27 protein-coding genes and 1 pseudogene are annotated in these 26,451 nt (G+C 61.0%); 22 read left to right on the top strand and 6 right to left on the bottom strand.

Translation table 11 applies throughout. The annotated features are described in order from the left end of the window. Nucleotides 1-96: 96 nt before the first annotated feature. Nucleotides 97-888, top strand: coding sequence for a CPBP family intramembrane glutamic endopeptidase (locus tag AC3IT9_RS09210; RefSeq protein WP_150724689.1), 792 nt, complete (start codon nucleotides 97-99; stop codon nucleotides 886-888). Between the two features lie 105 nt (nucleotides 889-993). Then, on the top strand, nucleotides 994-2,559 hold the full coding sequence (locus tag AC3IT9_RS09205) for a methyl-accepting chemotaxis protein (RefSeq protein WP_353742425.1): 1,566 nt from the start codon (nucleotides 994-996) through the stop codon (nucleotides 2,557-2,559). A gap of 185 nt (nucleotides 2,560-2,744) precedes the next feature. Here the strand turns inward: AC3IT9_RS09205 and AC3IT9_RS09200 are convergent, their stop codons facing one another. Next, nucleotides 2,745-3,422 carry an alpha/beta family hydrolase gene (locus AC3IT9_RS09200; RefSeq protein WP_489272734.1) on the bottom strand — a complete coding sequence of 226 codons (678 nt, stop codon included), beginning with the start codon at nucleotides 3,420-3,422 and terminating at the stop codon, nucleotides 2,745-2,747. 95 nt (nucleotides 3,423-3,517) lie between these two features. Between AC3IT9_RS09200 and ccoN (AC3IT9_RS09195) the strand changes: the two genes are divergently transcribed. The 18 genes from ccoN (AC3IT9_RS09195) to AC3IT9_RS09110 all read left to right on the top strand — a co-directional run bounded on the left by ccoN (AC3IT9_RS09195) (nucleotide 3,518) and on the right by AC3IT9_RS09110 (nucleotide 19,941). Further along, nucleotides 3,518-4,942, top strand: coding sequence for a cytochrome-c oxidase, cbb3-type subunit I (gene ccoN / locus AC3IT9_RS09195; RefSeq protein ID WP_150724686.1), 1,425 nt, complete (start codon nucleotides 3,518-3,520; stop codon nucleotides 4,940-4,942). A 10-nt stretch (nucleotides 4,943-4,952) separates the two neighbouring features. Then, on the top strand, nucleotides 4,953-5,561 hold the full coding sequence (ccoO, locus tag AC3IT9_RS09190) for a cytochrome-c oxidase, cbb3-type subunit II (protein ID WP_057715669.1): 609 nt from the start codon (nucleotides 4,953-4,955) through the stop codon (nucleotides 5,559-5,561). Between the two features lie 3 nt (nucleotides 5,562-5,564). After that, nucleotides 5,565-5,759 carry a cbb3-type cytochrome oxidase subunit 3 gene (locus AC3IT9_RS09185; protein ID WP_150671820.1) on the top strand — a complete coding sequence of 65 codons (195 nt, stop codon included), beginning with the start codon at nucleotides 5,565-5,567 and terminating at the stop codon, nucleotides 5,757-5,759. After that, on the top strand, nucleotides 5,756-6,709 hold the full coding sequence (gene ccoP, locus AC3IT9_RS09180) for a cytochrome-c oxidase, cbb3-type subunit III (protein WP_150724685.1): 954 nt from the start codon (nucleotides 5,756-5,758) through the stop codon (nucleotides 6,707-6,709). Before AC3IT9_RS09185 ends, ccoP (AC3IT9_RS09180) begins: the two co-directional genes overlap by 4 nt. Nucleotides 6,710-7,191: 482 nt before the next feature. Next, nucleotides 7,192-8,634: a cytochrome-c oxidase, cbb3-type subunit I gene (gene ccoN / locus AC3IT9_RS09175; RefSeq protein WP_008050393.1), complete on the top strand. Its 1,443-nt coding sequence runs from the start codon at nucleotides 7,192-7,194 to the stop codon at nucleotides 8,632-8,634. After that, complete coding sequence (gene ccoO, locus AC3IT9_RS09170; protein ID WP_009042961.1) at nucleotides 8,634-9,242, top strand: cytochrome-c oxidase, cbb3-type subunit II; 609 nt, start codon at nucleotides 8,634-8,636, stop codon at nucleotides 9,240-9,242. The genes ccoN (AC3IT9_RS09175) and ccoO (AC3IT9_RS09170) overlap by 1 nt, the downstream gene beginning before the upstream one ends. 5 nt (nucleotides 9,243-9,247) lie before the next feature. Continuing rightward, nucleotides 9,248-9,433, top strand: coding sequence for a CcoQ/FixQ family Cbb3-type cytochrome c oxidase assembly chaperone (locus AC3IT9_RS09165; RefSeq protein WP_003175465.1), 186 nt, complete (start codon nucleotides 9,248-9,250; stop codon nucleotides 9,431-9,433). Beyond that, nucleotides 9,430-10,407, top strand: a complete 978-nt coding sequence (gene ccoP, locus AC3IT9_RS09160; protein ID WP_489272733.1) for a cytochrome-c oxidase, cbb3-type subunit III — start codon at nucleotides 9,430-9,432, stop codon at nucleotides 10,405-10,407. The genes AC3IT9_RS09165 and ccoP (AC3IT9_RS09160) overlap by 4 nt, the downstream gene beginning before the upstream one ends. Nucleotides 10,408-10,588: 181 nt before the next feature. After that, entirely contained in the window at nucleotides 10,589-10,843 is a 255-nt protein-coding gene (locus AC3IT9_RS09155) for a type II toxin-antitoxin system Phd/YefM family antitoxin (RefSeq protein WP_095943287.1), read from the top strand. Then, nucleotides 10,843-11,253, top strand: a complete 411-nt coding sequence (locus AC3IT9_RS09150; protein ID WP_489272732.1) for a type II toxin-antitoxin system VapC family toxin — start codon at nucleotides 10,843-10,845, stop codon at nucleotides 11,251-11,253. The genes AC3IT9_RS09155 and AC3IT9_RS09150 overlap by 1 nt, the downstream gene beginning before the upstream one ends. A 205-nt stretch (nucleotides 11,254-11,458) precedes the next feature. After that, nucleotides 11,459-12,874, top strand: coding sequence for a cytochrome c oxidase accessory protein CcoG (gene ccoG, locus AC3IT9_RS09145; RefSeq protein WP_150724681.1), 1,416 nt, complete (start codon nucleotides 11,459-11,461; stop codon nucleotides 12,872-12,874). 11 nt (nucleotides 12,875-12,885) lie between these two features. Beyond that, nucleotides 12,886-13,425, top strand: coding sequence for a FixH family protein (locus AC3IT9_RS09140; protein ID WP_150724680.1), 540 nt, complete (start codon nucleotides 12,886-12,888; stop codon nucleotides 13,423-13,425). Between the two features lie 158 nt (nucleotides 13,426-13,583). Next, nucleotides 13,584-16,037: a heavy metal translocating P-type ATPase gene (locus tag AC3IT9_RS09135; protein ID WP_489272731.1), complete on the top strand. Its 2,454-nt coding sequence runs from the start codon at nucleotides 13,584-13,586 to the stop codon at nucleotides 16,035-16,037. A gap of 22 nt (nucleotides 16,038-16,059) precedes the next feature. Beyond that, nucleotides 16,060-16,278, top strand: a complete 219-nt coding sequence (ccoS, locus tag AC3IT9_RS09130) for a cbb3-type cytochrome oxidase assembly protein CcoS (protein ID WP_056721958.1) — start codon at nucleotides 16,060-16,062, stop codon at nucleotides 16,276-16,278. Then, nucleotides 16,271-16,954 carry a sulfite exporter TauE/SafE family protein gene (locus tag AC3IT9_RS09125; RefSeq protein ID WP_103394973.1) on the top strand — a complete coding sequence of 228 codons (684 nt, stop codon included), beginning with the start codon at nucleotides 16,271-16,273 and terminating at the stop codon, nucleotides 16,952-16,954. The genes ccoS and AC3IT9_RS09125 overlap by 8 nt, the downstream gene beginning before the upstream one ends. Before the next feature lie 150 nt (nucleotides 16,955-17,104). Continuing rightward, on the top strand, nucleotides 17,105-18,487 hold the full coding sequence (gene hemN, locus AC3IT9_RS09120; RefSeq protein ID WP_489273492.1) for an oxygen-independent coproporphyrinogen III oxidase: 1,383 nt from the start codon (nucleotides 17,105-17,107) through the stop codon (nucleotides 18,485-18,487). A 90-nt stretch (nucleotides 18,488-18,577) separates the two neighbouring features. After that, nucleotides 18,578-19,312 carry a fumarate/nitrate reduction transcriptional regulator Fnr gene (gene fnr, locus AC3IT9_RS09115; protein WP_046041331.1) on the top strand — a complete coding sequence of 245 codons (735 nt, stop codon included), beginning with the start codon at nucleotides 18,578-18,580 and terminating at the stop codon, nucleotides 19,310-19,312. A gap of 80 nt (nucleotides 19,313-19,392) precedes the next feature. Beyond that, a complete protein-coding gene (locus AC3IT9_RS09110) occupies nucleotides 19,393-19,941 on the top strand; it encodes an adenine phosphoribosyltransferase (protein WP_008050206.1) in 549 nt (182 codons plus the stop codon). 125 nt (nucleotides 19,942-20,066) lie between these two features. Here the strand turns inward: AC3IT9_RS09110 and AC3IT9_RS09105 are convergent, their stop codons facing one another. From AC3IT9_RS09105 to dnaX, 5 genes are all read right to left on the bottom strand, one after another. Then, nucleotides 20,067-21,215, bottom strand: coding sequence for an acyl-CoA dehydrogenase family protein (locus AC3IT9_RS09105; RefSeq protein ID WP_489272728.1), 1,149 nt, complete (start codon nucleotides 21,213-21,215; stop codon nucleotides 20,067-20,069). A gap of 190 nt (nucleotides 21,216-21,405) precedes the next feature. Next, nucleotides 21,406-22,008: a recombination mediator RecR gene (gene recR, locus AC3IT9_RS09100; RefSeq protein WP_046041325.1), complete on the bottom strand. Its 603-nt coding sequence runs from the start codon at nucleotides 22,006-22,008 to the stop codon at nucleotides 21,406-21,408. Nucleotides 22,009-22,087: 79 nt separating this feature from the next. Further along, complete coding sequence (locus AC3IT9_RS09095; protein ID WP_150758862.1) at nucleotides 22,088-23,119, bottom strand: NADP-dependent oxidoreductase; 1,032 nt, start codon at nucleotides 23,117-23,119, stop codon at nucleotides 22,088-22,090. A gap of 276 nt (nucleotides 23,120-23,395) precedes the next feature. Beyond that, complete coding sequence (locus AC3IT9_RS09090; protein WP_007971455.1) at nucleotides 23,396-23,734, bottom strand: YbaB/EbfC family nucleoid-associated protein; 339 nt, start codon at nucleotides 23,732-23,734, stop codon at nucleotides 23,396-23,398. Nucleotides 23,735-23,801: 67 nt separating this feature from the next. Beyond that, nucleotides 23,802-25,877, bottom strand: a complete 2,076-nt coding sequence (gene dnaX, locus AC3IT9_RS09085; protein WP_489272726.1) for a DNA polymerase III subunit gamma/tau — start codon at nucleotides 25,875-25,877, stop codon at nucleotides 23,802-23,804. Nucleotides 25,878-26,000: 123 nt separating this feature from the next. On the opposite strand from dnaX, the gene AC3IT9_RS09080 reads away from it, so the two are divergent. Both AC3IT9_RS09080 and AC3IT9_RS09075 read left to right on the top strand, forming a co-directional pair. Next, the gene (locus AC3IT9_RS09080; RefSeq protein ID WP_489273548.1) at nucleotides 26,001-26,204 is read left to right on the top strand and encodes a hypothetical protein; all 204 of its coding nucleotides are present in this window, start codon (nucleotides 26,001-26,003) and stop codon (nucleotides 26,202-26,204) included. After that, nucleotides 26,144-26,317, top strand: a pseudogene (locus AC3IT9_RS09075) (amino acid ABC transporter substrate-binding protein); the annotation flags it as partial. The gene AC3IT9_RS09080 and the pseudogene AC3IT9_RS09075, both read left to right, overlap by 61 nt. Between the last annotated feature and the right edge of the window lie 134 nt (nucleotides 26,318-26,451).

Below are 26,451 nucleotides of genomic sequence, written 5' to 3'. Positions count from 1 at the left end.
ATTCAACATTGTTGCCGACAGTCAGTAAGCTATCGCGAGCAAGCTCGCTCCCACAGGGTTTGGGATGCATCGCAAATTCCGACTCAAGGACTTCAAATGATTGCCCTGCCATGGATGTCTCTGGCCCTGCTTTCCTTCGGCTACGGCCTGGCACTGACCTACGGCCATCTCGGCTGGCTCTCGGCAATCTCGGTGTTTTTGTTGCTGGTCGCGGGTGTCGCCGTCCGCCAACGCGAGATCCCTTTTGTCCGCTACCTCGGCCACGGCCTGTTCATCGTCCTGGCCCTGGCCCTGGCGACGCATTGGTTACCCGGCTTCTACAACGGTCGCGTTATCGATCCTCAGCGTTTCACCGACAACGCCGCGTCATTCGCCATGCACCTGAATCTGGACAAACCGCTGATCGGCTTCTGGCTGTTACTGGTGTGTCCGTGGATTGTCGGCCGCCGTTCACTTCGGCTATCGCTGTATGCCACCGCACTGGCACTGACCTTGAGCGCCCTGCTGGCGTTGGGCGGCGCACTGTTGCTCGGGGTCATCGCCTGGGCGCCAAAATGGCCGGATCAAGCCTGGTTGTGGTTGCTGAACAATCTGCTGCTGGTGACGCTGGTCGAGGAAGCGCTGTTCCGTGGCTACATCCAGGGCGGCCTGAGCCGGTACCTGAAAGACCGGCCCTACGGTGAACACCTCGCCCTGCTGCTGGCGTCATTGGTCTTCGGCCTGGCCCATATCGGCGCAGGATGGCAGTGGGTGTTGCTGGCGACGCTGGCCGGGGTCGGCTATGGCCTGGCCTACCGGTTCGGCGGGCTGGGCGCCGCCATCGCCAGCCACTTTGGCCTGAACCTGCTGCACTTCGGCCTGTTCACCTATCCGATGCTCGCCGGCTGATGCAAGGGCCACTTTGCGACGCATCACTGATAATCAAAAAATAATCTCAACAATCCGCCGGCCTTGCCGATACAGCACTTGAAAGCCTTGCGGATTAAAAAAGCCATGCGTAACAACCAGCCTATTACACAACGCGAGCGGACCTTCCCGGCTCAGCAACGGTTGATTTCCACCACCGATGCCAAGGGCATGATCACCTACTGTAACGACGCTTTCGTCGAGATCAGCGGGTTTCCCCGAGAGGAACTGATCCGTGCACCGCACAACCTGGTCCGTCACCCCGACGTCCCGGCCGCGGTGTTCGCACACATGTGGGACACGCTGAAACAAGGCTTGCCATGGATGGGCATTGTCAAGAATCGCTGCAAGACCGGTGATCATTACTGGGTGAACGCCTATGTGACACCGATCTTCGAAGGCAATCAGGTGATCGGTTACGAGTCGGTGCGGGTCAAGCCCAGCGCCGAACAGATCCGCCGCGCCGAAGCGCTCTACCAACGCATCAACCAGGGCAAGTCGGCCGTTCCCTCCTCGGATAAATGGTTGCCGATCCTGCAGGACTGGCTGCCGTTCATCCTGGTCAGCCAATTGAGCTTCATGATCGGTGCATCGCTGAACTCCCATTGGGGGTTTGCCCTGGCTGCCGGTCTTTCGGTGCCGCTGGGCCTGATGGGTCTCCAGTGGCAACAGCGTGGCCTCAAGCGTTTGCTGCGCCTGGCCGAGCAGACCACCTCCGATCCGTTGATCGCACAGATGTACACCGACAGTCGCGGCGCCCAGGCGCGTCTGGAAATGTCCATCCTCAGTCAGGAAGCACGCCTGAAAACCTGCCTGACGCGCCTGCAGGACACAGCCGAACACCTGACCGATCAGGCCAGACAGTCCGATGCCCTGGCGCACAACAGCTCCAGCGGCCTGGAACGTCAACGCGTCGAAACCGAGCAAGTGGCCACCGCTGTCAACCAGATGGCCGCTACCACCCAGGAAGTCGCCAGCCACGTGCAACGCACCGCCGATGCTACCCAGGAAGCCAATCGCCTGACCGGTCGTGGTCGTGACATCGCCGGGGAAACCCGCGAAGCCATCCAGCGTCTGTCGGTGGTGGTCGGTGAAACCGGTGTGACCGTGACCCAGCTGGCCAAGGACAGCAACGAAATCGGCGGCGTGGTCGACGTGATCAAAGGCATCGCCGACCAGACCAACCTGCTGGCCCTGAACGCCGCCATCGAAGCGGCCCGTGCCGGCGAGATGGGTCGTGGTTTTGCGGTGGTGGCCGACGAAGTCCGTCAGCTGGCGCAACGCACCAGCGAGTCCACCGGGCAGATTCATGCGCTGATCGCCAAGCTCCAGCAAACCGCCGGCACCGCCGTGCAAACCATGGAAGCCGGACATCGTCAGGCGGAAGAAGGCGTGGCGCGGGTACTGGAAGCGGACCAGGCACTGGTAGGGATCAGCGAAGCGGTGGCCAACATCACCGACATGACCACCCAGATCGCTGCTGCGACCGAAGAGCAAAGTGCCGTGGCCGAAGAAATCAGCCGCAACATCAGCAACATCTCGCAACTGGCGGACCAGACCGCGGAACAGGCACAGAACTCGGCGTTGCTGAGTGAAGAGCTGACCAGGACTGCCAACACGCAATATTCGTTGGTGGAGCGGTTTAACCGCTGAAAGAGGCTGGAATGACAAAAACCCGGACAGTGAGAACTTCCGGGTTTATTGAGTCTGTGAAAGTGATGTTGCCTGATAGTCCCTCATCGCGAGCAAGCTCGCTCCCACAGGGTTTTGAGCCACACCAAAAATCACTGTGGGAGCGAGCTTGCTCGCGATGGGGCCATCACAGCCTGCACAAAACATCACTGAAGAAATGAAACCACCTTCCCCGCCGCAGCCGCCAAATGCTGCTCATGGCTAAACCCCGAAGCCTTCAACGGTTTCAGATCATGATCCCCCTCCACCAGCCAGAACACCTCGATACCCGGCGATAGCGCATACCCCTCGACCGCCTCCCGGTTGCCCAACGCATCGCGCTCACCCTGCACGATCAAGGTCCGTGTCTTCAGCCCCGCCAAATGCTCAACCCGCGGTTTCTCCGGTTTACCCACCGCATAAAACGGATACCCCAGGCACACCAGCCCATCCGCCCCCAACTCATCGGCCAGCAAACTGGCCATGCGCCCGCCCATGGACTTGCCGCCGATGGCCAGCGGCCCAGTGACATGGCGTCGCACCTGGGCATACACCTCACGCCAGCATTCCAGCAGTTTCGGCGCCGGGTTCGGCGGGCGCTTGCCGCCATCGAGGCGCCGCTGCGCCATGTAGGGAAACTCGAAGCGCAACACGTTGACGCCTTGCGCGGCGAGGCGTGCAGCCATGTCGCTCATCCAGTCGCTGTCCATCGGTGCACCGGCGCCATGGGCGAGGATCAGCGTCGCCGCAGCCTTGCCAGTGGCGGCATTCCACAACCATCCATGATCCCGCACGCACTGCGCCCATTGATCCTCGTCAATACCGGCCTTGTGCCCTTTGTCCATGCTTGCCTCGCTTTTAGTCTGCCTATAACTCCGGCCGAAGGGTGCGCTGCCTTGCGCGAGTGCGCTCACTTCGGCTGAACCGTGGATGGGGAACCATGAACACTTCTATCAGTACCGCCTACAACTACAAGGTGGTCCGCCAATTCGCCATTATGACGGTGGTGTGGGGCATCGTCGGTATGGGGCTCGGGGTTTTTCTCGCTGCCCAGTTGGTCTGGCCCGAACTCAACTTCAATTTGCCGTGGACCAGCTTCGGCCGCTTGCGCCCGCTGCACACCAACGCGGTGATCTTCGCCTTTGGTGGCTGCGCGCTGTTCGCCAGTTCGTTTTATTCAGTACAACGTACCTGCCAGACTCAGCTGTTCGCACCGAAAATCGCCGCGTTCTGTTTCTGGGGCTGGCAGCTTGTGATTCTGCTCGCGGCCATCAGCCTGCCGCTGGGCTACACCAGCTCAAAGGAATACGCCGAGCTGGAATGGCCGATCGACATCCTGATCACCATCGTCTGGGTCGCCTACGCCATCGTGTTCTTCGGCACGATCATGCAGCGCAAGACCAAGCACATCTATGTCGGCAACTGGTTCTTCGGTGCGTTCATCGTCACCGTGGCGATCCTGCACATCGTCAACAACATGGAATTGCCGGTCAGCTTCACCAAGTCCTACTCGCTGTACTCCGGCGCCACCGACGCGATGGTGCAATGGTGGTACGGGCACAACGCCGTAGGCTTTTTCCTCACCGCAGGTTTCCTCGGGATGATGTATTACTTCGTGCCGAAACAGGCCGAGCGCCCGGTTTACTCCTATCGCTTGTCGATCGTGCACTTCTGGGCACTGATCACCCTGTACATATGGGCTGGCCCGCACCACTTGCACTACACCGCGCTGCCGGACTGGGCGCAGTCGCTGGGCATGGTGATGTCGCTGGTCCTGCTGGCACCGAGCTGGGGCGGGATGATCAACGGCATGATGACCCTGTCCGGCGCCTGGCATAAGTTGCGCAGCGACCCGATCCTGCGTTTCCTCGTGGTGTCGCTGGCGTTCTACGGCATGTCGACCTTCGAAGGGCCGATGATGGCGATCAAGACAGTCAACGCCCTCTCCCACTACACCGACTGGACCATCGGCCACGTACACGCAGGTGCCTTGGGTTGGGTGGCGATGATTTCCATCGGCGCGCTGTACCACATGATCCCGAAAGTCTTCGGCCGCGAGCAGATGCACAGCATCGGCCTGATCAACGCGCACTTCTGGCTCGCCACCATCGGCACCGTGCTGTACATCGCCTCGATGTGGGTCAACGGCATCGCCCAGGGCCTGATGTGGCGTGCGGTGAACGAGGACGGCACGCTGACTTACTCCTTCGTCGAAACCCTGGTGGCCAGCCACCCTGGCTTCGTCGTGCGGCTGGTGGGCGGTGCGATCTTCCTCAGTGGCATGTTCCTGATGGCCTACAACACCTGGCGCACCGTGCGGGCCTCGCAGCCTGCCGAAGCCGCCGCTGCCGCGCAGATGGCCTGAGGAGTCCGCCATGAAACACGAAACTATCGAGAAAAACGTCGGCCTGTTGCTGCTGCTGATGATCCTGGCCGTGAGCATCGGCGGCTTGACCCAGATCGTCCCGCTGTTCTTCCAGGACGTGACCAACAAACCGGTGGAAGGCATGAAGCCCTACACCGCGCTGCAACTGGAAGGTCGCGACATCTATATCCGCGAAGGCTGCGTCGGCTGTCACTCGCAGATGATCCGTCCGTTCCGCGCCGAGACCGAACGCTACGGGCACTACTCAGTGGCCGGCGAAAGCGTCTGGGATCATCCGTTCCTGTGGGGCTCGAAACGTACCGGGCCGGATCTGGCCCGTGTCGGCGCGCGCTACTCGGATGACTGGCACCGCGCGCACTTGTACAACCCGCGCAACGTCGTGCCGGAGTCGAAGATGCCGGCCTACCCGTGGCTGGTGGCCAACCCGGTCGACAGCAGTCATACCGAGACCAAGATCAAGGCCATGCGCACCCTGGGCGTGCCGTACACCGACGAGGACATCACCGGCGCCGTCGCTTCGCTCAAGGGCAAGAGCGAGATGGATGCGCTGGTCGCCTACCTGCAAGTGCTCGGCACTGCGATCAAGAGCAAGAGGTGAGCAATGTTTGAATTGAGCACTGGAATGATCCGTGGCCTTGGCACCGTCGTCGTATTCGTGGCCTTCGTCGGCCTGACGCTGTGGGTGTTCAACGGCAAGCGCGGCCCGGAATTCGCCGAAGCGCGCCTGCTGCCATTCGCCGACGAACCACAACCCGACATCACTGAAGAATCAGCAACAAGGAGTACCCGGCCATGACCACCTTCTGGAGTACGTGGATCTGCGTACTGACCATCGGCAGCCTGATCGGCCTGACCTGGTTGCTACTCAGCACCCGCAAGGGCGAAACCAAGGGCAGTGTCGACCAGACCATGGGCCACAGCTTCGACGGCATCGAGGAGTACGACAACCCGCTGCCGCAATGGTGGTTCATGCTGTTCGTTGGCACCCTGGTGTTTGCCGTCGGCTACCTGATCCTCTATCCGGGCCTGGGCAACTGGAAAGGCATCCTCCCCGGCTACGAAAATGGCTGGACCGGCGTGCACGAATGGGAAAAGGAAATGGCCAAGGCCGACACGAAGTTCGGGCCGATCTTCGCCAAGTTCGCAGCAATGCCCGTGGAAGAAGTGGCCAAGGACCCGCAAGCACTGAAAATGGGCGGCCGCCTATTTGCCTCCAACTGCTCGGTGTGCCACGGCTCGGACGCCAAGGGTGCATTCGGCTTCCCCAACCTGGCCGACAGCGACTGGCGCTGGGGCGGCAATGCAGAAACCATCAAGACCACCATCATGGGTGGCCGGATGGCGATGATGCCGGCCTGGGGTGAAGTCCTGGGGGAAGACGGTGTGAAGAACGTCGCCGCTTATGTGCGCCATGGCCTGGCCAAGCTGCCATTGCCCGCCGACAGCAAAGCCGACCTGCAGGCCGGACAGCAAGCGTTCAGCACCACCTGCGTCGCCTGTCATGGGGCAAACGGCCAGGGCACCGAAGCCATGGGCGCGCCGAACCTGACGCATCCTGCCGGCTTCATTTACGGTACAAGCCTGACGCAGCTTGAACAAACGATTCGGCATGGTCGCCAAGGCCATATGCCGGCGCAGAATGAACTGCTGGGCAATGACAAGGTGCAATTGCTGGCCGCGTATGTGTACAGCCTGTCCCACGGTTTGAATACCGAGCGCCTGCAGGCTGAAGACAACCGCAAATAAATCCCGACCGCTCTGCTGCCGCATTCTCCCGGATGCGGCAGTTCCCTGCCCCTTTGCGACCCATTGTCGCACCCCCGCACAGACTTTCTTTCGGATCACCTGATTCGGGTCTAAGCTTCCCCCGATGCGGACTGGCCGGTGCCGGTTCCAGGTCGACCCTGAACGATGTGTTCGACGAATCTGCCCGATGACAGGCCGCAAAGGCTGGTAGATACCGGCTGTCGCACCAATTGCCTTCGGTCAGCCAAACGTTGCGTTTGAACACACCCCGTTACATCCGACCTGACCCCCTCGCCTGATCAGTCCGCCGGGATGTTTTGCCCGCGGGCAAATTTGTCCTTACGCGGCGCATGGAAAGGCCGCAGAATCAGCTTTTGAAAGCATTGACCCAGGTCATGGCGCGTTGCAATGACCCCTTGCTTTCTCCATACTTGCGGCCGATTTTTAATCCTAATAAAACACCCAAACCGTGGAACCTTAGAATGAGCACAGCAATCAGTCCGACTGCTTATAACTATAAGGTAGTCCGCCAGTTCGCCATCATGACGGTGGTCTGGGGGATCCTTGGCATGGGGCTCGGTGTCTTCATTGCCTCGCAACTGGTCTGGCCGGAGTTGAACTTCGGTCTGGCATGGACGAGCTTTGGACGCCTGCGCCCGCTGCACACCAACCTGGTGATTTTCGCCTTCGGTGGATGTGCACTGTTTGCCACTTCTTATTACGTCGTGCAGCGAACCTGCCAAACGCGACTGATTTCCGACAGCCTCGCTGCCTTCACCTTCTGGGGATGGCAAGCGGTGATCGTCGGCGCGATCATTACCTTGCCGATGGGTTTCACCACCACCAAGGAATACGCGGAACTGGAATGGCCCCTGGCTATTCTACTGGCCATTGTCTGGGTCACCTACGGTCTGGTGTTCTTCGGCACCATCGTCAAGCGCAAGACCAAGCACATCTATGTGGGTAACTGGTTCTACGGCGCGTTCATCGTCGTGACCGCGATGCTGCACATCGTCAACCACATGTCGCTGCCGGTCAGCCTGTTCAAGTCCTACTCGGCCTACTCGGGTGCGACGGACGCGATGATCCAGTGGTGGTACGGCCACAACGCCGTGGGCTTCTTCCTGACCACCGGCTTCCTGGGCATGATGTACTACTTCGTGCCGAAACAGGCCGAACGCCCGATCTACTCCTATCGCCTGTCGATCGTGCACTTCTGGGCACTGATCACCCTGTACATCTGGGCCGGTCCGCACCACCTGCACTACACCGCACTGCCGGACTGGGCACAGTCCCTGGGCATGGCGATGTCGATCATCCTGCTGGCGCCAAGCTGGGGCGGCATGATCAACGGCATGATGACCCTGTCGGGCGCCTGGCATAAGCTGCGCACCGACCCGATCCTGCGCTTCCTGGTCGTCTCCCTGGCGTTCTACGGCATGTCGACCTTCGAAGGCCCGATGATGGCCATCAAGACCGTGAACTCCCTGTCGCACTACACTGACTGGACCATCGGCCACGTACACGCCGGCGCTCTGGGCTGGGTTGCGATGATCTCGATCGGCGCCATCTACCACATGATCCCGAAACTGTTCGGTCGTGCGCAGATGCACAGCACCGGCCTGATCAACACCCACTTCTGGCTCGCGACCATCGGTACCGTGCTCTACATCGCTTCGATGTGGGTCAACGGCATCACCCAGGGCCTGATGTGGCGTGCAATCAACGATGACGGCACCCTCACCTACTCGTTCGTCGAAGCGCTGCAAGCCAGCCACCCGGGCTTCATCGTCCGCGCCCTGGGCGGTGCATTCTTCGCCACCGGCATGCTGTTCATGGCCTACAACGTATTCCGTACCGTACGCGCCTCGAACCCGGCTGAAGCCAAAGCCGCCGAACAGATTGCCGTAGTTGGAGCTCACTGATGAAGCATGAAGCAGTCGAGAAGAATATTGGCCTGCTGGCCTTCTTCATGGTCATCGCCGTCAGCATCGGCGGCCTGACCCAGATCGTTCCGCTGTTTTTCCAGGATGTCACCAACAAGCCGGTCGAGGGCATGAAGCCCCGCACCGCCCTTGAACTGGAAGGCCGGGACGTTTATATCGCCAACGGTTGTGTCGGCTGCCACTCGCAGATGATCCGTCCGTTCCGTGCCGAAACCGAACGCTACGGCCACTACTCGGTCGCCGGTGAAAGCGTCTGGGACCACCCGTTCCTGTGGGGTTCCAAGCGTACCGGTCCGGACCTGGCCCGTGTCGGCGGTCGTTACTCCGATGACTGGCAGCGTGCGCACTTGTACAACCCGCGCAACGTAGTGCCCGAGTCGAAAATGCCGGCCTACCCGTTCCTCGTGGAAAACAAGCTCGACGGCAAAGACACCGCCAAGAAAATGGAAGTCTTGCGCACGCTCGGCGTTCCTTACACCGACGAAGACATCGCCGGCGCCAAGGATGCTGTGAAGGGCAAAACCGAAATGGACGCGCTGGTGGCCTATCTGCAAGGCCTGGGCACCATCATCAAAAGCAAACGGTGAATTGGATGGATATCGGGATGATTCGTGGCCTGGGCACCGTTGTCGTGATGGTGGCCTTCATCGGACTGGCACTGTGGGTGTTCAGTCCCAAGCGCAAGTCGGAGTTTGAAGACGCGACCTTGCTGCCTTTCGCGGATGATCCCGAAGCCATCAAGCACGTCGAGCAAGCTTCTAGGAGTAACAAAGAATGACTACATTCTGGAGTCTGTACGTCACAGTCCTCAGTCTCGGCACCATCTTCGCCCTGACCTGGCTGCTGCTGTCCACCCGCAAGGGCCAGCGCGCCGAGCAAACCGACGAGACGGTTGGTCACTCCTTCGACGGGATCGAGGAGTACGACAACCCGCTGCCGAAATGGTGGTTCATGCTGTTCGTGGGCACCATCATCTTCGCCCTCGGCTACCTGGTGCTGTACCCGGGCCTGGGCAACTGGAAAGGCCTGCTGCCGGGTTACAACTACCTCGATAACGAGAAGCAGACCGCGTTCGCCAACGGCCAGACCGGCTGGACCGGCGTTCACGAGTGGGAAAAGGAAATGGCCAGGTCGGACGCCAAGTTCGGTCCGATCTTCGCCAAGTTCGCGGCCATGCCAATCGAAGAAGTGGCCAAGGATCCGCAAGCCCTGAAGATGGGTGGCCGCCTGTTCGCCTCCAACTGCTCGGTTTGCCATGGTTCCGACGCCAAGGGCGCCTACGGCTTCCCTAACCTGACCGACACCGACTGGCGCTGGGGCGGCGACGCGCAAGCCATCAAGACCACCATCATGGGCGGCCGTCACGCGGTGATGCCTGCGTGGGCTGAAGTGATCGGCGAGCAAGGCGTTGCCGATGTGGCGGCGTTTATCCTGACCAACCTCGATGGCCGCAAGCTGCCGGAAGGCGCCAAGGCCGACCCGGTTGCCGGGCAGAAACTGTTCGCTACCAACTGCGTGGCGTGCCACGGTCCGGAAGGCAAGGGCACGCCAGCGATGGGCGCACCTGACCTGACTCACCCGGCAGCGTTCATCTACGGTTCGAGCTTCGCTCAGCTGCAGCAGACCATCCGTTACGGCCGTCAGGGCCAGATGCCTGCGCAAGAGGCAATGCAGGGTAACGACAAGGTTCACCTGCTGGCCGCTTACGTCTACAGCCTTTCTCACGGCGAGAAGGCAGCGGACGCCGAGTAAGGCAAACGCTTGAAGCAACAAAAAACGGCCCCGCCAATGTGAATTGGCGGGGCCGTTTTGTTTGTTCGGCAGTGTCCAATGGTTTCGACCGATGGTAATACCCGGCACCTACTTCGAGGTTGTCGATCGCCACACATAGTAGTAACGTTTCTACAAAGCCACTTCAGGAGGGCCAACCACGATGGCCATCACCACAATATCCAGCCGCGAATTCAACCAGGACACAAGTGGTGCCAAAAAAGCCACTCGCCAGGGGCCCGTTTTCATCACTGACCGAGGCAAACCGGCCCATGTACTGCTAAGCATTGAGGACTACCAAAAACTGACTGGCACCAACGCCGACATCGTTGAATTGCTGGTGATGCCGGACGCAGCAGACATCGAATTCGAAACCGAGCGCGCCGTGATCAATCATCGCCCTGTGGATCTGACCTGATGTATCTACTCGACACCAACGTGATTTCTGAACTGCGCAAACCGCATGCCGACGCGAACGTCGTTGCATGGGCCAAAAGTGTGATCGCACCACGCATGTTCATTTCGGCTATCACCTTGAAGGAACTGGAGACTGGCGTTCTACGAATAGAGCGCCGGGATGCCGCCCAAGGGAAGGTACTGCGCACCTGGCTGAAGCATCACGTCATGCCGGCATTCGATAGCCGAATCCTGCCGGTCGATACGGCCGTAGCGATGCGCTGTGCAGGACTGCATGTCCCGAACCGCACCAATGAAAGTGACGCGTTGATTGCAGCTACGGCACTGGTTCATGGATTGACCGTCGTTACACGCAATGTCGCAGACTTTCAGTCCAGCGGTGTACAACTGATTAACCCATGGGCCGAATGACCGGCGACACGCGCAAAACCGTCCATAATTCTCAAGTCAATTGATTCAAGTCATTACACCATCAAATGATTTTGCCAAACGTGACCAAAGGTCGCACCCTTGGACTAGAGCGACAGGCGTATCATTGCGCCACTGCAATACCCCTTTTTGACCGCGGTCGGCACGTACTGATCGAGGCACTTTTCCACTGCCGTGGGATGCAATGATGAGCAACCAGATTCCGGTACACGACGTCACTCCACCCGCCAGGAACGCGAACAACAGCGTCGACCTCTACGCCTCCAGGGAAAAAATCTACACCCGCGCCTTTACCGGCCTGTTTCGCAACCTGCGGATGACCGGCGGAGCCCTGTTGTTCCTGCTGTATTTCGGCACGGTGTGGCTGGACTGGGGCGGTCATCAGGCCGTGTGGTGGAACCTGCCGGAGCGCAAGTTCTTCATTTTCGGCGCCACCTTCTGGCCCCAGGATTTCATTCTGCTGTCCGGCATGTTGATCATCGCCGCGTTCGGCCTGTTCTTCATCACGGTGTACGCCGGACGGGTCTGGTGCGGTTATACCTGCCCGCAAAGCGTCTGGACCTGGATCTTCATGTGGTGCGAAAAAGTCACCGAAGGTGACCGCAACCAACGCATCAAGCTCGACAAGGCGCCCATGAGCGCCAACAAGTTCCTGCGCAAGTTCAGCAAACACAGCCTGTGGCTGCTGATCGGCTTCGTCACCGGCATGACCTTCGTCGGCTACTTCTCGCCGATCCGCGAACTGGTGTTCGACTTCTTCACCGGCCAGGCGGATGGCTGGTCGTACTTCTGGGTCGGCTTCTTCACCCTCGCCACTTACGGCAACGCCGGCTGGTTGCGCGAACAGGTGTGCATCTACATGTGCCCGTACGCACGCTTCCAGAGCGTGATGTTCGACAAGGACACCCTGATCGTTTCCTACGACCCGCGCCGAGGCGAAGGCCGTGGCCCGCGCAAAAAAGGTATCGACTACAAGGCCCAGGGCCTGGGCGACTGCATCGACTGCACCATGTGCGTCCAGGTCTGCCCGACCGGCATCGACATCCGCGACGGCCTGCAAATCGAATGCATCGGTTGCGCCGCCTGCATCGATGCCTGCGACGCCATCATGGACAAAATGGAATACCCGCGCGGACTGATCAGCTACACCACCGAGCACAACCTGTCCGGGCAGAAAACCCATAAACTGCGTCCGCGCCTGATTGGCTATGCCATCGTGCTGCTGGCGATGATCAGCCTGCTGGTGACGGCATTCTTCATGCGTGCGCTGGTGGGCTTCGATGTCAGCAAGGACCGCGTGCTGTACCGCGAGAACGCCGAAGGCCGGATCGAAAACGTCTACAGCCTGAAAATCATGAACAAGGACCAGCGCGACCATACCTACCTGCTCGAAGCCTCCGGCCTGCCGGATCTCAAAATGCAGGGCCGACGCGAGATCAAGGTCGCCGCCGGCGAGATCGTCAGCCAGCCTGCCGAGCTGTCCGTCGCGCCGGAAAAACTACCGTCGAGCACCAACGAGGTGAAATTCATCCTCAAGGATGCCGATGACGACAGTGTCCACATTGAAGCCAAGAGCCGGTTCATCGGCCCACAAATTCGTTGAGAGAACTGAACATGCCCGCAGCAACTGCCGCAAGCCCCTGGTACAAGCATCTCTGGCCGTGGATCATCATCGGGATCCTGGCCTGCTCGGTGACCCTGACCTTGTCCATGGTGACCATCGCGGTGAAGAACCCGGACAACCTGGTCAACGACAACTACTACGAGGCTGGCAAAGGCATCAACCGCTCCCTCGACCGTGAGCTGCTGGCCCAGACCCTGAAAATGCGCGCCAGCGTTCATCTCGACGGCATGACCGGCGAGGTTGACCTGCGCCTGAGCGGCGACAGCCAGCCCAAAACCCTGGAGCTGAACCTGATCTCGCCGACCCAGCCGGAAAAGGATCGCAAGATCACCCTGACCCGCAGCGAAACCGAACAGGGCCGCTACATCGGCCAGTTGAGCGACAAGATCGAAGGCCGGCGTTTTGTCGAATTGCTTGGCACTCAGGACGAGCACATCTGGCGCATGTTCGAAGAAGAACTGGTCGGCCATGACAAGGATCTGCTGCTGGGTGACGAACCGCTGCAAGGTGCCGAAGATCTGAAGAAATAAAAAAGCCTGCGCTTCGCGCTTCGCGAGCAGGCTCGCTCCCACAGTTGATCAGCGCCGTGCTCAGAACCTGAGTACACCCATGATCCCTGTGGGAGCGAGCTTGCTCGCGATGAGGCCCTATCCGACGATAGAGATTCAGCAGTACCAGTGAATACTCCATGACCACCACCCCACTCCCCTGCTATCACTGCGCCCTGCCCGTCCCCGCCGGCAGCCGCTTCACCGCTGCGGTCCTCGGGCAAACCCGCGAATTCTGCTGCCCGGGTTGCCAGGCCGTGGCCGAAGCCATTGTCGCCGGCGGTCTGGAAAGCTATTACCAGCACCGCAGCGAAGCCTCGGCCAACCCCGAGGCGCTGCCGGTGCAACTGGTGGATGAACTGGCGCTGTACGACCGTGCCGATGTGCAGCAACCCTTCGTTCGCCACGAAGGCGAACTCGCCGAAACCACACTCTTGATGGAAGGCATCAGCTGCGCCGCCTGCGGCTGGCTGATCGAAAAACACCTGCGCACTTTGCCGGCCGTAGCCGAAGCGCGCCTGAACCTGTCCAACCATCGCCTGCACGTACGCTGGGCCGTTGGCCAATTGCCGCTGAGCCAGGTCCTCAGCGAATTGCGCCACATCGGTTACGCCGCACACCCGTATCAGGCCGACCGGGCCAGTGAACAACTGGCCAGCGAAAACCGCTTGGCCCTGCGCCAGCTCGGCGTGGCCGGGTTGCTGTGGTTCCAGGCAATGATGGCAACCATGGCCACCTGGCCTGAATTCAACATCGACCTCAGCCCCGAACTGCACACCATCCTGCGCTGGGTCGCGCTGTTCCTCACCACCCCGATTGTGTTCTACAGCTGCGCGCCGTTCTTCAAAGGCGCCATGCGCGATCTGCGCACCCGTCACCTGACCATGGACGTTTCGGTGTCGCTGGCCATCGGCAGCGCCTACATCGCCGGGATCTGGACGTCCATCACCGGGGTGGGCGAACTGTATTTCGATGCCGTCGGCATGTTTGCCCTGTTCCTGCTGGCCGGGCGTTATCTGGAGCGGCGCGCCCGCGAGCGCACTGCCGCCGCGACCGCGCAGCTGGTGAATCTGTTGCCCGCCTCGTGCCTGCGATTGACAGCCGATGGCCAGAGCGAACGCATTCTGCTCAGTGAACTGCGCATTGGCGATCAGGTGCTGGTTCATCCTGGCGCCATTCTCCCGGCTGACGGCAAGATCCTCGATGGCCAGTCGAGTGTCGACGAGTCGCTGCTGACCGGCGAATACCTGCCGCAACCACGCACCCTCGGCGACGCGGTCACCGCTGGCACCCTGAACGTCGAAGGCGCACTGACCGTCGAGGTCCAGGCCCTGGGCCAGGACACTCGCCTTTCGGCCATTGTTCGCCTGCTCGATCGTGCCCAGGCCGAAAAACCGCGCCTGGCGGAAATCGCCGACCGCGCCGCGCAATGGTTCCTGCTGTTGTCGCTGATCGCTGCTGCGGCCATTGGCCTGTTGTGGTGGCAGCTGGACGCCTCGCGGGCGTTCTGGATTGTGCTGGCGATGCTGGTAGCGACCTGCCCGTGCGCCCTGTCGCTGGCGACGCCGACTGCACTCACTGCTGCCACCGGCACATTGCACAAACTAGGGCTGCTGTTGACGCGCGGTCATGTCCTTGAAGGCCTGAACCAGATCGACACGGTGATTTTCGACAAGACCGGCACCCTCACCGAAGGTCGTCTGGCGCTGCGTTCTATCCGCCCCCTCGGCGCGCTCGACAGCGATCAATGCCTGGGCCTCGCCGCTGCCCTGGAAAACCGCTCCGAACACCCGATCGCCCGCGCTTTCGGTCGTGCGCCGATGGCTGCCGAAGAAGTCCACAGCACCCCGGGCCTTGGCCTGGAGGGGCTGGTTGATGGCCGACGCCTGCGCATTGGCCAGCCGCGTTTCGTCTGCGAACTCAGCGACGCCATGGTGCCGTCGATGCCCGAAGAAGCCGGCCAATGGCTGCTGCTTGGCGACAGCCGGGGGCCGCTGGCCTGGTTCGTCCTCGATGATCGCTTGCGGGCCGACGCGCCCGCGCTGTTGGCCGCGTGCAAGGCGCGTGGCTGGCGCACGCTGCTGTTGTCTGGCGACAGCTCACCGATGGTCGCCAGCGTGGCGGCGGAACTGGGCATCGATGAAGCCCGTGGCGGCTTGCGTCCGGACGATAAACTGCAAGTCTTGCAACAACTGCACAAAGAAGGCCGCAAGGTGTTGATGCTGGGGGACGGGGTCAATGACGTTCCGGTGCTGGCGGCTGCGGATATCAGCGTCGCCATGGGCTCGGCCACCGATCTGGCGAAAACCAGTGCCGATGCCGTGTTGCTGTCCAACCGCCTCGACGCGCTGGTGCAAGCCTTCAGCCTGGCGCGGCGCACCCGTCGGGTCATTATCGAGAACCTGTTGTGGGCCGGGCTGTACAATGGCCTCATGTTGCCCTTCGCCGCCCTCGGCTGGATCACCCCGGTATGGGCGGCGGTGGGCATGTCGATCAGTTCGTTGACCGTGGTGTTGAACGCGCTGCGCCTGACTCGCATGCCGAGCGCGCCCGCCCTCTGCGCCACGCCAGAAACCCGCCCGCTGCCGGCCTGAGCCGCGCGGGCATGGAGTCCAGATGCCAGCTCTTTACGTGATGATTCCCGCTGCGTTGCTGATCGTGGCCATCGCCGTCTATATCTTCTTCTGGGCGGTGGACAGCGGTCAGTACGACGACCTCGACGGCCCCGCCCACAGCATCCTGTTCGACGACCAGGACCCGAACCACACCGCCGCCGTCGATGAGGCCAGCGGCCAACCGGCCAAAACGGACGACAAGGCCCCGCCCCATGCTTGAATTGGCGCCACTGCTGGTGTCTGCGGTGATCCTCGGCTTGCTCGGTGGCGGCCATTGTCTGGGCATGTGCGGCGGCTTGATGGGCGCGCTGACCCTGGCGATTCCCAAGGAACAACGCAGCCGCCGCTTTCGCCTGCTGCTGGCCTACAATCTGGGCCGGATTCTGAGCTATGCCTGCGCCGGACTGCTGATCGGCCTGGCCGGATGGGCCGTGGCCAGCAGCCCGGCGGCGATGTTCCTGCGTATTCTCGCCGGGTTGCTGCTGATTGCCATGGGCCTGTACCTGGCCGGCTGGTGGAGCGGCCTGACCCGTATCGAAAGCCTCGGGCGGGGCCTGTGGCGGCATATCCAGCCAGTCGCCAACCGATTGCTGCCGGTGTCGAGCGTTCCGCGTGCGCTGCTGTTGGGCGCGCTCTGGGGCTGGCTGCCGTGCGGCCTGGTCTACAGCACCTTGCTATGGTCGGCCAGCCAGGGCAACGCGCTGGACAGCGCATTGTTGATGCTGGCGTTCGGGCTCGGCACCTGGCCGGTGCTGCTGGCGACAGGCCTTGCCGCCGAGCGCATCACCGCATTGTTGCGCAAACGCAGCGTACGGATGGCGGGCGGATTGCTGGTGATGCTGTTCGGCATCTGGACCTTGCCGGGGCCGCATCAGCATTGGCTCATGGGGCACTAGATCGGCGACGCGCCCTTCGCGAGCGAGCTTGCTCGCGATGAGGCCCTCACAAACGACAAAGATTCTGACCTTGATGCAAATCAAGATGCCCCACCCCGCCCTCGCATAAAGTGGCTGACACTGCCAGCCTATCCGGGGAATGCCCGCATGATGCTCGACGCCATTCGTTGGGACACCGATCTGATCCGCCGTTATGACCTGGCGGGACCACGCTACACCTCGTATCCGACTGCCGTGCAATTCAACAGCCAGGTCGGCACCTTCGACCTGTTTCATGCCCTGCGCGACAGCCGCAAGGCCCAACGCCCATTGTCGCTGTACGTGCACGTGCCGTTCTGCGCGAACATTTGCTATTACTGCGCCTGCAACAAGGTCATCACCAAGGATCGCGGGCGGGCGCAGCCGTATTTGCAGCGCCTGGAACAGGAAATCCAGTTGATCGCCTGCCACCTCGACCCCACGCAGAAAGTCGAGCAACTGCACTTCGGTGGCGGCACGCCGACCTTTCTCAGCCACGACGAACTGCGCCAGTTGATGGCGCAGTTGCGCAAACACTTCAATTTGCTGGACGACGACTCCGGCGACTACAGCATCGAGATCGACCCGCGCGAGGCCGACTGGTCGACCATGGGCCTGCTGCGCGAACTGGGTTTCAATCGGGTCAGCATCGGCCTGCAAGACCTCGACCCGGCGGTGCAGCGTGCAGTCAATCGCCTGCAAAGCCTGGAAGAAACCCGCGCGGTGATCGACGCCGCCCGCACCTTGCAGTTTCGCTCGATCAATATCGACCTGATCTACGGCCTGCCGAGACAGACGCCGGAGAATTTCGCCCGCACCGTCGAAGAGGTCATCAACCTGCAACCGGACAGGCTATCGGTGTTCAACTACGCCCACTTGCCGGAACGCTTCATGCCCCAGCGGCGCATCAACAGCAATGAACTGCCGACACCCGCGCAGAAACTGGAGATGCTGCAGCGCACCATCGAGCAACTGATCAGCGCTGGCTACCGCTACATCGGCATGGACCACTTCGCCCTGCCCGACGATGAGCTGGCGATTGCCCAGGAAGAATCGACCCTGCAACGCAACTTCCAGGGCTACACCACCCACGGTCATTGCGACTTGATCGGCCTCGGCGTGTCGGCGATCAGCCAGATCGGTGACCTTTACTGCCAGAACAGCAGCGACCTGACCGAGTATCAGAACGTCCTTGCCACGTCGCAACTGGCCACCAGCCGCGGCCTGCAGTGCAATGCCGATGACCGGCTGCGGCGCGCAGTCATCCAGCAATTGATCTGCAATTTCAGCCTGGAATTTTCCGACATCGAACAAGCCTTCAACATCGACTTCCAGGGCTATTTCGGCGATCTCTGGCCCCAACTGCAAGACATGGCCAAAGACGGGCTGATCGAACTCGATCGCGACAGGATCACCATCCTGCCCGCCGGGCGACTGTTGGTGCGCTCGGTGTGCATGGTGTTCGACGCATACCTGGAACAACACAGTCGCCAGCGCTTTTCACGGGTAATCTAATTCTGCAAGCAAGCGCCCCAGACTGGCCTCGATATCCTATGGTGAGTTACCCTTACGTCTTATGTGTGAATTCCCACAAGGATTGAAGAAATGTCCGAGCCAGTAAAACTGCGCGCTCATAATCAAGCCCATTGCAAGGATTGCAGCCTGGCCCCTCTTTGCCTGCCACTTTCGCTGAATCTGGAAGACATGGATGCGCTGGACGAAATCGTCAAACGTGGCCGGCCGCTGAAAAAAGGCGAATTTCTGTTCCGCCAGGGCGATACCTTCGATTCTGTCTACGCAGTCCGTTCTGGTGCCCTCAAGACCTTCAGCCTGAGCGACACCGGTGAAGAACAGCTCACCGGTTTCCACCTGCCCAGCGAACTGGTCGGCCTGTCGGGCATGGACACCGAAAAGCACCCGGTGTCGGCACAAGCCCTGGAAACCACTTCGGTGTGTGAAATCCCCTTTGAACGCCTCGACGAACTGGCCCTGCAATTGCCGCAGTTGCGCCGTCAGCTGATGCGGGTGATGAGTCGCGAAATCCGTGACGACCAGCAAATGATGCTGCTGTTGTCGAAAAAGACCGCCGACGAACGCATCGCCACCTTCCTGGTCAACCTCTCGGCACGTTTCCGCGCCCGGGGTTTTTCCGCCAATCAGTTCCGCCTGAGCATGTCGCGTAACGAAATCGGCAACTACCTGGGCCTGGCAGTGGAAACCGTGTCCCGGGTCTTTACTCGCTTCCAGCAAAACGAACTGATCGCGGCAGAAGGCAAGGAAATCCGGATTATCGACCCGATCCAGCTGTGCGCCCTGGCCGGTGGCTCGCTGGAAGGCTGAAACAAAACGTTGCGGCTGAGCGAAAGGGTTCAGCCGCCGTTATACTGCGTTGTTTGCAGCCCTGCCAGGACACCACGACGATGGTCTTCGACTCCTTCGACATCAAATCCCTCATCCGCCCTGTCATCGACTTCCCGAAACCGGGTGTGATCTTTCGCGACATCACCCCGCTGTTCCAGTCGCCCACGGCCCTGCGCCTGGTGATGGACAGCTTCGCCCACCGTTACGTCGAGGCTGACTTCACCCACATCGGCGCGATGGACGCCCGTGGCTTCCTGATCGGTTCGGTACTGGCCTATCAGTTGAACAAGCCGCTGGTGCTGTTCCGCAAGCAAGGCAAACTGCCGGCTGAAGTGTTGGCCGAGGGTTATGCGACCGAATACGGCGAAGCCTTCCTGGAAGTGCACGCCGACAGCCTGTGCGAGGGGGATTCGGTGGTGATGTTCGATGACCTGATCGCCACCGGCGGCACCCTGATTGCCGCCGCCAACCTGATCCGCCGCATGGGCGCCCGGGTGCATGAAGCGGCGGCGATCATCGATCTGCCGGAGCTGGGTGGCTCGCAGCGTCTGGAAGACATGGGCATTCCTACGTTTTGCCTGACGCAGTTTGCGTTGAGCGACAAGTAAGCGGCGCGCCATTCGCGAGCAAGCCCGCTCCCACAGTGTTCTTTGTCATGCACAAAATTTGTGTGCACTGTAGATCCCTGTGGGAGCGGGCTTGCTCGCGAAAGCGTCAGCCGCCACACCGCCGACTACAACCCCATCTGCTTGCTGATGATCTCGTTCATCACTTCCCGCGTCCCGCCGCCAATCGACAGGATCCGGCTGTCGCGGTACAGCCGCTCCACCAGACTCTCGCGCATGTAACCCAGCCCACCGAGTATCTGCACCGCATCGGTGACGATCCGGTCTGCGGTATCCGTCGCAAAATTCTTGGCCATGGAAATCTCCTTGATCACGCTCTGCCCCGCCGCCATTTTCGCCGCCTGGCGGTAAGTGAATTCCCGGGACACTTCCAGTGCGGTCGCCATCTCGGCGAGGCGATGCTTGATCACCTGAAACTTGCCTATCGGTTTGCCAAAGGCTTCGCGCTGGCGCGCCCATTTCAGGCTCTCTTCCAACGCCAGCTGTGCGGTCATGTTGGCCATCAACGCCAGGGCCAGGCGTTCGCTCTGGAAGTTGCCCATGATGCAGGCAAAGCCCATGTTCTGTGTGCCGATCAGGTTTCCTGCAGGCACCCGGCAATCATCGAAGAACAGTTCAGCGGTGTCTGAGGCCCACCAGCCCATTTTCTTCAGCTGCCGCCCTACGGTGAAACCGGGCGCGCCCTTCTCGATCAGCAGCAGGCTGATGCCAGAGAAACCTGGCTCGCCCGTTCGCACTGCAACAGTGTAGAAATCCGCGCGCACGCCGCTGGTGATAAAGGTCTTGCTGCCACTGACCCGGTAAAAATCACCTTCGCGCACGGCACGGGTTTGCAGGTTGGCGACGTCGGAGCCGCCGCCAGGCTCGGTGATGGCCAAGGCACTGATCTTCTCTCCCGACAGCACCTGGGGCAGCACACGATCCCGTACTTCGGGTCGGGCCCACTTGAGAATGGGCGGCAAGCCGATATCCAGCGACCCCAGGCCGGCAACCAGCCCGCCTGAGCCGCAGCGCATCAACTCTTCACTGGCGGCAACCTTGGCGAACAGATCCCCTTCGTGGCTGCCTCCGTAAGCCTCCGGGTAGCCGATGCCGAGAATCCCTGCCGCGCCGGCCTTGAGGTAGAGCTCGCGAGGAAAGCTTTCGGCCTCTTCCCACTGCTCGATATCAGGAAGGATCTCGCGCTCGACGAAACGTCTGACGCTGTCACGGACCAATTGGTGGCTGGGGTCGAAGTATTCCTGAAAGGCAGACATCGGCGAACTCCACTGAAGGGGTCAGTGAAGTTAACCGAGCGCTTGCTTGGTTTTCAACAGGATTGTGTGAATCAGCGAGACCGAGGTGCCCTTATCGCGAGCAGGCTCGCTCCCACAGGGTATTGCGGCGTACACAAAACCAATGTGGGAGCGAGCCTGCTCGCGAAGGCGTCAGCCCAAACAACACAAATTACAAAGTGATCGGCTTACGCCCGGCAAACGAATGCGCCAGCGTCCCGCCATCCACCAGCTCCAGCTCACCACCCAGCGGTACGCCATGGGCGATACGCGAGGCGATCAGGCCTTTGCTGCTGAGCAATTGGGCGATGTAGTGCGCCGTGGCTTCACCTTCCACGGTCGGGTTGGTGGCCAGGATGACTTCGGCGAATGTGCCGGCCTCTTCGATCCGCGCCATCAATTGCGGAATGCCGATGGCCTCCGGCCCCAAGCCGTCGAGCGGCGACAGATGCCCCTTGAGCACGAAATAGCGCCCGCGAAAACCGGTCTGCTCCACGGCATAGACGTCCATTGGGCCTTCTACTACGCAAAGCAAGGTGTCGTCGCGACGGGTATCGGCGCATTGCGGGCACAGGTCATCTTCCGTCAGCGTACGGCACAAGCGGCAGTGACCGACCCCTTCCATGGCCTGGCTCAGGGCCAGCGCGAGTCGCGAACCGCCGCTGCGGTCGCGCTCGAGCAACTGCAACGCCATGCGCTGGGCGGTTTTCTGACCCACGCCTGGCAAAATTCGCAGGGCGTCGATCAGTTGGCGAATCAAAGGGCTGAAGCTCATGGTGGAAAAGTCCGACAAAACAACGAGACGCGGTTTATACCCGCGCCTCGGTTGAGCGTCAAATTGCAGCGTCAATTACTCAGTCCCGGGAAACCCGAACCACCAGCTTGCCGAAGTTGCGCCCTTCCAGCAGGCCGATGAACGCATCGGGCGCCTGCTCCAGGCCATCGACCACGTCTTCGCGGAACTTCACCTTGCCATCGCGTACCCAGGGCGCCATGGCGCTGAGGAATTCCGGCTGGCGATCACCATAGTCATCGAACACGATGAAGCCCTGGATGCGCACCCGCTTGGTCAACAGGGTGCGCTGCAACAGTGGCAGGCGATCCGGGCCGCTCGGCGCTTCATGGGCGTTATAAGAGGCAATCAGGCCGCAGAGTGGAATCCGCGCTTTGGGATTGAGCAACGGCACCACGGCGTCGAACACTTTGCCGCCGACATTTTCATAATAAATATCGATGCCCTTGGGACAGGCTTGCGCCAGTTCCTCAGCAAAATCCGGGCTCCTGTGATCGATGCAGGCGTCGAAACCCAACTCGTCGACCACATAACGGCACTTTTTCGCACCACCCGCCACACCAACCACCCGCAGCCCCTTGATCTTCGCCACCTGGCCGACCACCGAGCCCACCGCCCCGGACGCCGCTGCAACTACCAAGGTTTCGCCGGCCTTCGGCTGGCCGATGTCCATCAGGCCCATGTACGCGGTCATGCCCGGCATACCCAGTACCCCAAGAGCCATCGAAGGGCTTGGCAGCGCGGGAATCGGAATGATGCTGCGACCGTCATTGATGCTGTGGCTTTGCCAACCGGTGGCACCGACCACCAGATCACCTTCCTGAAACTTCGGGTTGAGCGAGCGCTCGACCCGGCTGACAGCGCCCCCGGTCATCACTTCGCCGATTTCCACCGGTGCGGCGTAGGAAGGCGCGTCACTCATGCGTCCGCGCATGTAGGGATCCAGCGACAGGAAAACGGTCTTGAGCAGCACCTGACCGTCGGCCAGGTCCGGCAGCGCCACCCGTTCCATGCGGAAGTTTTCCGGCGTTGGCGCACCCACTGGGCGAGAAGCCAGGACAATGCGTTGATTGAGGGTCATGGGGTCGGACATGGCAGCGTCTCCTGTGATCGATGAGGTTCAGTGATATAGGGAGCAGACCTTTGTGGCGGTATGGTGTTCGATGTTTATTCAGCAAGACCGAGGCGACCTCTTCGCGAGCAAGCCCGCTCCCACAGGGGATTGCATTCCAAATGTGGGAGCGGGCTTGCTCCGGGCGGCGATCCGACGAAGGCGACGGCACAGTCAACATACTTCCATCAGCCTGAAACAAAAATGCCAGGCGCTATGCCTGGCATTTTTGTAACTCATCTGCCGCCTGAAGGCGAATCAGAATGGCAGTTTCATGCCCGGCGGCAGTTGCATGCCGGCAGTCATGCTGCCCATCTTGTCCTGGCTGTTGGCTTCGATCTTGCGCACGGCATCGTTGACCGCGGAGGCGATGACCGCTTCCAGCATTTCCTTGTCGTCTTCGCTCATGCCTTCGACCAGGCTTGGGTCGATGGTCACGCTCTTGACGTCATGACGACCGGTCATCACCACGGTGACCATATCGCCGCCGGCCTTACCGGTGACTTCGGCGTTGGCCAGTTCTTCCTGCATCTTGGCCATTTTTTCCTGCATCTGCTGCGCCTGCTTCATCAGGCCGGCCATGCCACCTTTCATCATGGTAATCACCTCAAAAGTACTTGGATTAAAACAGCGCCCGGCCCATGCGGCCGGGCGCCTTCAGTTATTAGCCCTGAGTGACCAGGGCGTCGACAGGTTCAATAGTATCGTTACGGACCACCGCACCGAACTGCTGCATCATTTGCTGGATGAACGGATCACCGTGGATCGATTCCTCCGCCTCGCGCTGACGGTTGGCGCGGCGGCGCGAAGCCGCTTGTGCCGGGGTTTCCTGCTCGGGCTTGATCAGCTCGATGGTCAGGGTCAGCGTGCGCTGGTGAAACTGGTTCAGCGCATCGTTGAGGCGACGCTGTTGAGTGGCGTTGAACAAGGCACTGTGGGCCGGGTCCAGATGCATCAGCCAATTGTCGCCATCCACCGCGATCAGCGTGCAGTTGGCGGCGATGCTGCCGGTCATGCCGGAAATCGGCAATTTCGGGAACAGCTCCAGCCATTGCAGGGCCAGGCCGGTGGCCGGCATTGCCGCGGGCTCAGGCTCGGGCTCCGGAGCCGGGTCGGCGGCATGCTCGCTGGCCAGTTCGTCGAGGTAACTGTAGGCCGAATCCATGTCCGGCTCGATGTAATCCTCGTCCAGCGGCGGCTCGTCATCCAGGTCCATGCCCGGCGTCGCGGCATCGACCTCGGCCACCGAAGGTTCCGGGATCGGCGCGGCAGCCCATTCAGGCGCGTCCGGCACCACGCTGTCCGGCGTCGGCAACGACATCGGCGGTAATTCGGGTTGTTCGCTGGCGGTTTCCAGCACCGGCTCCACCGCCGGTTGCTGGATGGGCGCCGGCTCGACCGGGTCATTCCACGGCAGGTCGACAACCTCTTCGACCACGACCGCTTCAACCACAGGCGCAGGCGCTGGTTCCGGCACAACGACCGGCGCAACCGGTTCCGGTTCCGGAGCCGCCACTGGCGCAACCGCTATCGGTGCAACAGCCGCAGCGACTACCGGCGCAACAACCGGCGCGGCAGCCACTGAGTTTGCGGAATCAACTGTGGCCTGGCTGATCCCCACTGGCTTTAGCGGTTGCCTCGGGGCATCCGCGGTGTCTGCGGGCCGGAACGCCAGCATCCGCAGCAACACCATTTCAAAACCGCCCCGGGGATCCGGCGCCAGCGGCAGGTCGCGGCGGCCGATCAGGCCCATCTGGTAGTAGAACTGCACGTCTTCGGCCGGCAACGCCTGGGCCAGTGCCAGCACGCGATCACGGTCGCCGTGACCGTTATCGACACCTTCCGGCAAGGCCTGGGCGATGGCAACGCGGTGCAACACATTGAGAATTTCCGAAAGCACGCCGTTCCAGTCCGGGCCTTGCTCGGCCAGGTGGCGGACGGCTTCGAGCAATGCCTTGGCATCGCCTTCGATCAGGGCATGCAGGACGTCGTAGACCTGCCCGTGATCGAGGGTCCCGAGCATCGCCCGCACGTCGGCGGCCATGACCTTGCCTTCACCGAAGGCAATCGCCTGGTCGGTCAGGCTCATGGCATCACGCATCGACCCGTCGGCGGCGCGGCCCAGCAACCACAGCGCATCGTCCTCGAACGGCACGTTCTCGACACCCAGTACGTGGGTCAAATGCTCGACAACGCGTTCCGGCGTCATGTTCTTCAGGGAGAACTGCAGGCACCGCGACAGAATCGTTGCAGGAAGTTTCTGCGGGTCAGTGGTCGCCAGGATGAACTTGACGTAGGGCGGCGGCTCTTCAAGGGTTTTGAGCAGTGCGTTGAAGGAATGGCTGGAGAGCATGTGCACTTCGTCGATCAGGTAGACCTTGAAGCGCCCGCGGCTCGGGGCGTACTGCACGTTATCGAGCAATTCGCGGGTATCTTCGACCTTGGTGCGGCTCGCGGCGTCGATCTCGATCAGGTCGACAAAGCGGCCTTCGTCGATTTCGCGACACACCGAACACTCGCCACAGGGGGTCGAAGTGATACCTTTTTCACAGTTCAGGCATTTGGCAATGATCCGCGCGATGGTGGTCTTGCCGACCCCACGGGTACCGGTGAAGAGGTAAGCGTGGTGCAGCCGCTGGCTGTCCAAGGCATTGATCAGAGCCTTGAGCACATGGGTCTGGCCGACCATTTCGCGGAACGAGCGCGGACGCCATTTACGTGCAAGAACCTGATAACTCATCGAAAACCGTCGCAGCGAAGGAAGCAGAAGCGGCTAATGCTAGCGGAGCAAGGCACAAATTGCATCCGGTGCGCTCGTGTATTGTGGCCAAGCTGCACATCGGGGGCTTTTAACCGAGTGTTTATGCGGCTGGCCTTGGGGAATTTACTGTTGATCAGCCTGGACAGCGTGGCCGCGCAATCGTGGCTGCCCGATCAGCCTGGCGATTATCTCTGGAGCATCCCGCTCTTCATTCAACCCGACGTGTTGATCACCTGGCATGCGCCGCCGTGCGCAATGACCCGCAAGTGCCGGTGCAGCGCATTCTGCGCACCCTGGTTCGGATGAAGATGTCCGGGGAGATCGATGAGATTGTCCGACTGTACATCGGTGGCGACCCTGCGGCTGTGGATAAACCGCAAACGGCAAAAAACCGCCACGGACAAGATCCTGGCAGCTAGCGAAAGTCTGTTTTCAGAAAGATAACGCAAGAGAACACTCACGTGGCGTTAAGGTGGTAACCCCACCAGCCACACCCCGGCACACAATGTCACCGCTGCGGCTGCTCCAGACCTGGCGACCATGTAAGCGAGCT

It is taken from the genome of Pseudomonas sp. KH_046_1, from assembly GCF_057839025.1.
Note: the sequence above shows the minus strand (reverse complement) of the source record. Positions and strands in the feature narration are given on the sequence as shown.

Coding starts and splice junctions, on each gene's coding strand:
- AC3IT9_RS09210 (WP_150724689.1), top strand. CDS start 97: ATGATTGCCCTGCCATGGATGTCTCTGGCCCTGCTTTCCTTCGGCTAC.
- AC3IT9_RS09205 (WP_353742425.1), top strand. CDS start 994: ATGCGTAACAACCAGCCTATTACACAACGCGAGCGGACCTTCCCGGCT.
- AC3IT9_RS09200 (WP_489272734.1), bottom strand. CDS start 3,422: ATGGACAAAGGGCACAAGGCCGGTATTGACGAGGATCAATGGGCGCAG.
- ccoN (WP_150724686.1), top strand. CDS start 3,518: ATGAACACTTCTATCAGTACCGCCTACAACTACAAGGTGGTCCGCCAA.
- ccoO (WP_057715669.1), top strand. CDS start 4,953: ATGAAACACGAAACTATCGAGAAAAACGTCGGCCTGTTGCTGCTGCTG.
- AC3IT9_RS09185 (WP_150671820.1), top strand. CDS start 5,565: ATGTTTGAATTGAGCACTGGAATGATCCGTGGCCTTGGCACCGTCGTC.
- ccoP (WP_150724685.1), top strand. CDS start 5,756: ATGACCACCTTCTGGAGTACGTGGATCTGCGTACTGACCATCGGCAGC.
- ccoN (WP_008050393.1), top strand. CDS start 7,192: ATGAGCACAGCAATCAGTCCGACTGCTTATAACTATAAGGTAGTCCGC.
- ccoO (WP_009042961.1), top strand. CDS start 8,634: ATGAAGCATGAAGCAGTCGAGAAGAATATTGGCCTGCTGGCCTTCTTC.
- AC3IT9_RS09165 (WP_003175465.1), top strand. CDS start 9,248: ATGGATATCGGGATGATTCGTGGCCTGGGCACCGTTGTCGTGATGGTG.
- ccoP (WP_489272733.1), top strand. CDS start 9,430: ATGACTACATTCTGGAGTCTGTACGTCACAGTCCTCAGTCTCGGCACC.
- AC3IT9_RS09155 (WP_095943287.1), top strand. CDS start 10,589: ATGGCCATCACCACAATATCCAGCCGCGAATTCAACCAGGACACAAGT.
- AC3IT9_RS09150 (WP_489272732.1), top strand. CDS start 10,843: ATGTATCTACTCGACACCAACGTGATTTCTGAACTGCGCAAACCGCAT.
- ccoG (WP_150724681.1), top strand. CDS start 11,459: ATGAGCAACCAGATTCCGGTACACGACGTCACTCCACCCGCCAGGAAC.
- AC3IT9_RS09140 (WP_150724680.1), top strand. CDS start 12,886: ATGCCCGCAGCAACTGCCGCAAGCCCCTGGTACAAGCATCTCTGGCCG.
- AC3IT9_RS09135 (WP_489272731.1), top strand. CDS start 13,584: ATGACCACCACCCCACTCCCCTGCTATCACTGCGCCCTGCCCGTCCCC.
- ccoS (WP_056721958.1), top strand. CDS start 16,060: ATGCCAGCTCTTTACGTGATGATTCCCGCTGCGTTGCTGATCGTGGCC.
- AC3IT9_RS09125 (WP_103394973.1), top strand. CDS start 16,271: ATGCTTGAATTGGCGCCACTGCTGGTGTCTGCGGTGATCCTCGGCTTG.
- hemN (WP_489273492.1), top strand. CDS start 17,105: ATGCTCGACGCCATTCGTTGGGACACCGATCTGATCCGCCGTTATGAC.
- fnr (WP_046041331.1), top strand. CDS start 18,578: ATGTCCGAGCCAGTAAAACTGCGCGCTCATAATCAAGCCCATTGCAAG.
- AC3IT9_RS09110 (WP_008050206.1), top strand. CDS start 19,393: ATGGTCTTCGACTCCTTCGACATCAAATCCCTCATCCGCCCTGTCATC.
- AC3IT9_RS09105 (WP_489272728.1), bottom strand. CDS start 21,215: ATGTCTGCCTTTCAGGAATACTTCGACCCCAGCCACCAATTGGTCCGT.
- recR (WP_046041325.1), bottom strand. CDS start 22,008: ATGAGCTTCAGCCCTTTGATTCGCCAACTGATCGACGCCCTGCGAATT.
- AC3IT9_RS09095 (WP_150758862.1), bottom strand. CDS start 23,119: ATGTCCGACCCCATGACCCTCAATCAACGCATTGTCCTGGCTTCTCGC.
- AC3IT9_RS09090 (WP_007971455.1), bottom strand. CDS start 23,734: ATGATGAAAGGTGGCATGGCCGGCCTGATGAAGCAGGCGCAGCAGATG.
- dnaX (WP_489272726.1), bottom strand. CDS start 25,877: ATGAGTTATCAGGTTCTTGCACGTAAATGGCGTCCGCGCTCGTTCCGC.
- AC3IT9_RS09080 (WP_489273548.1), top strand. CDS start 26,001: ATGCGGCTGGCCTTGGGGAATTTACTGTTGATCAGCCTGGACAGCGTG.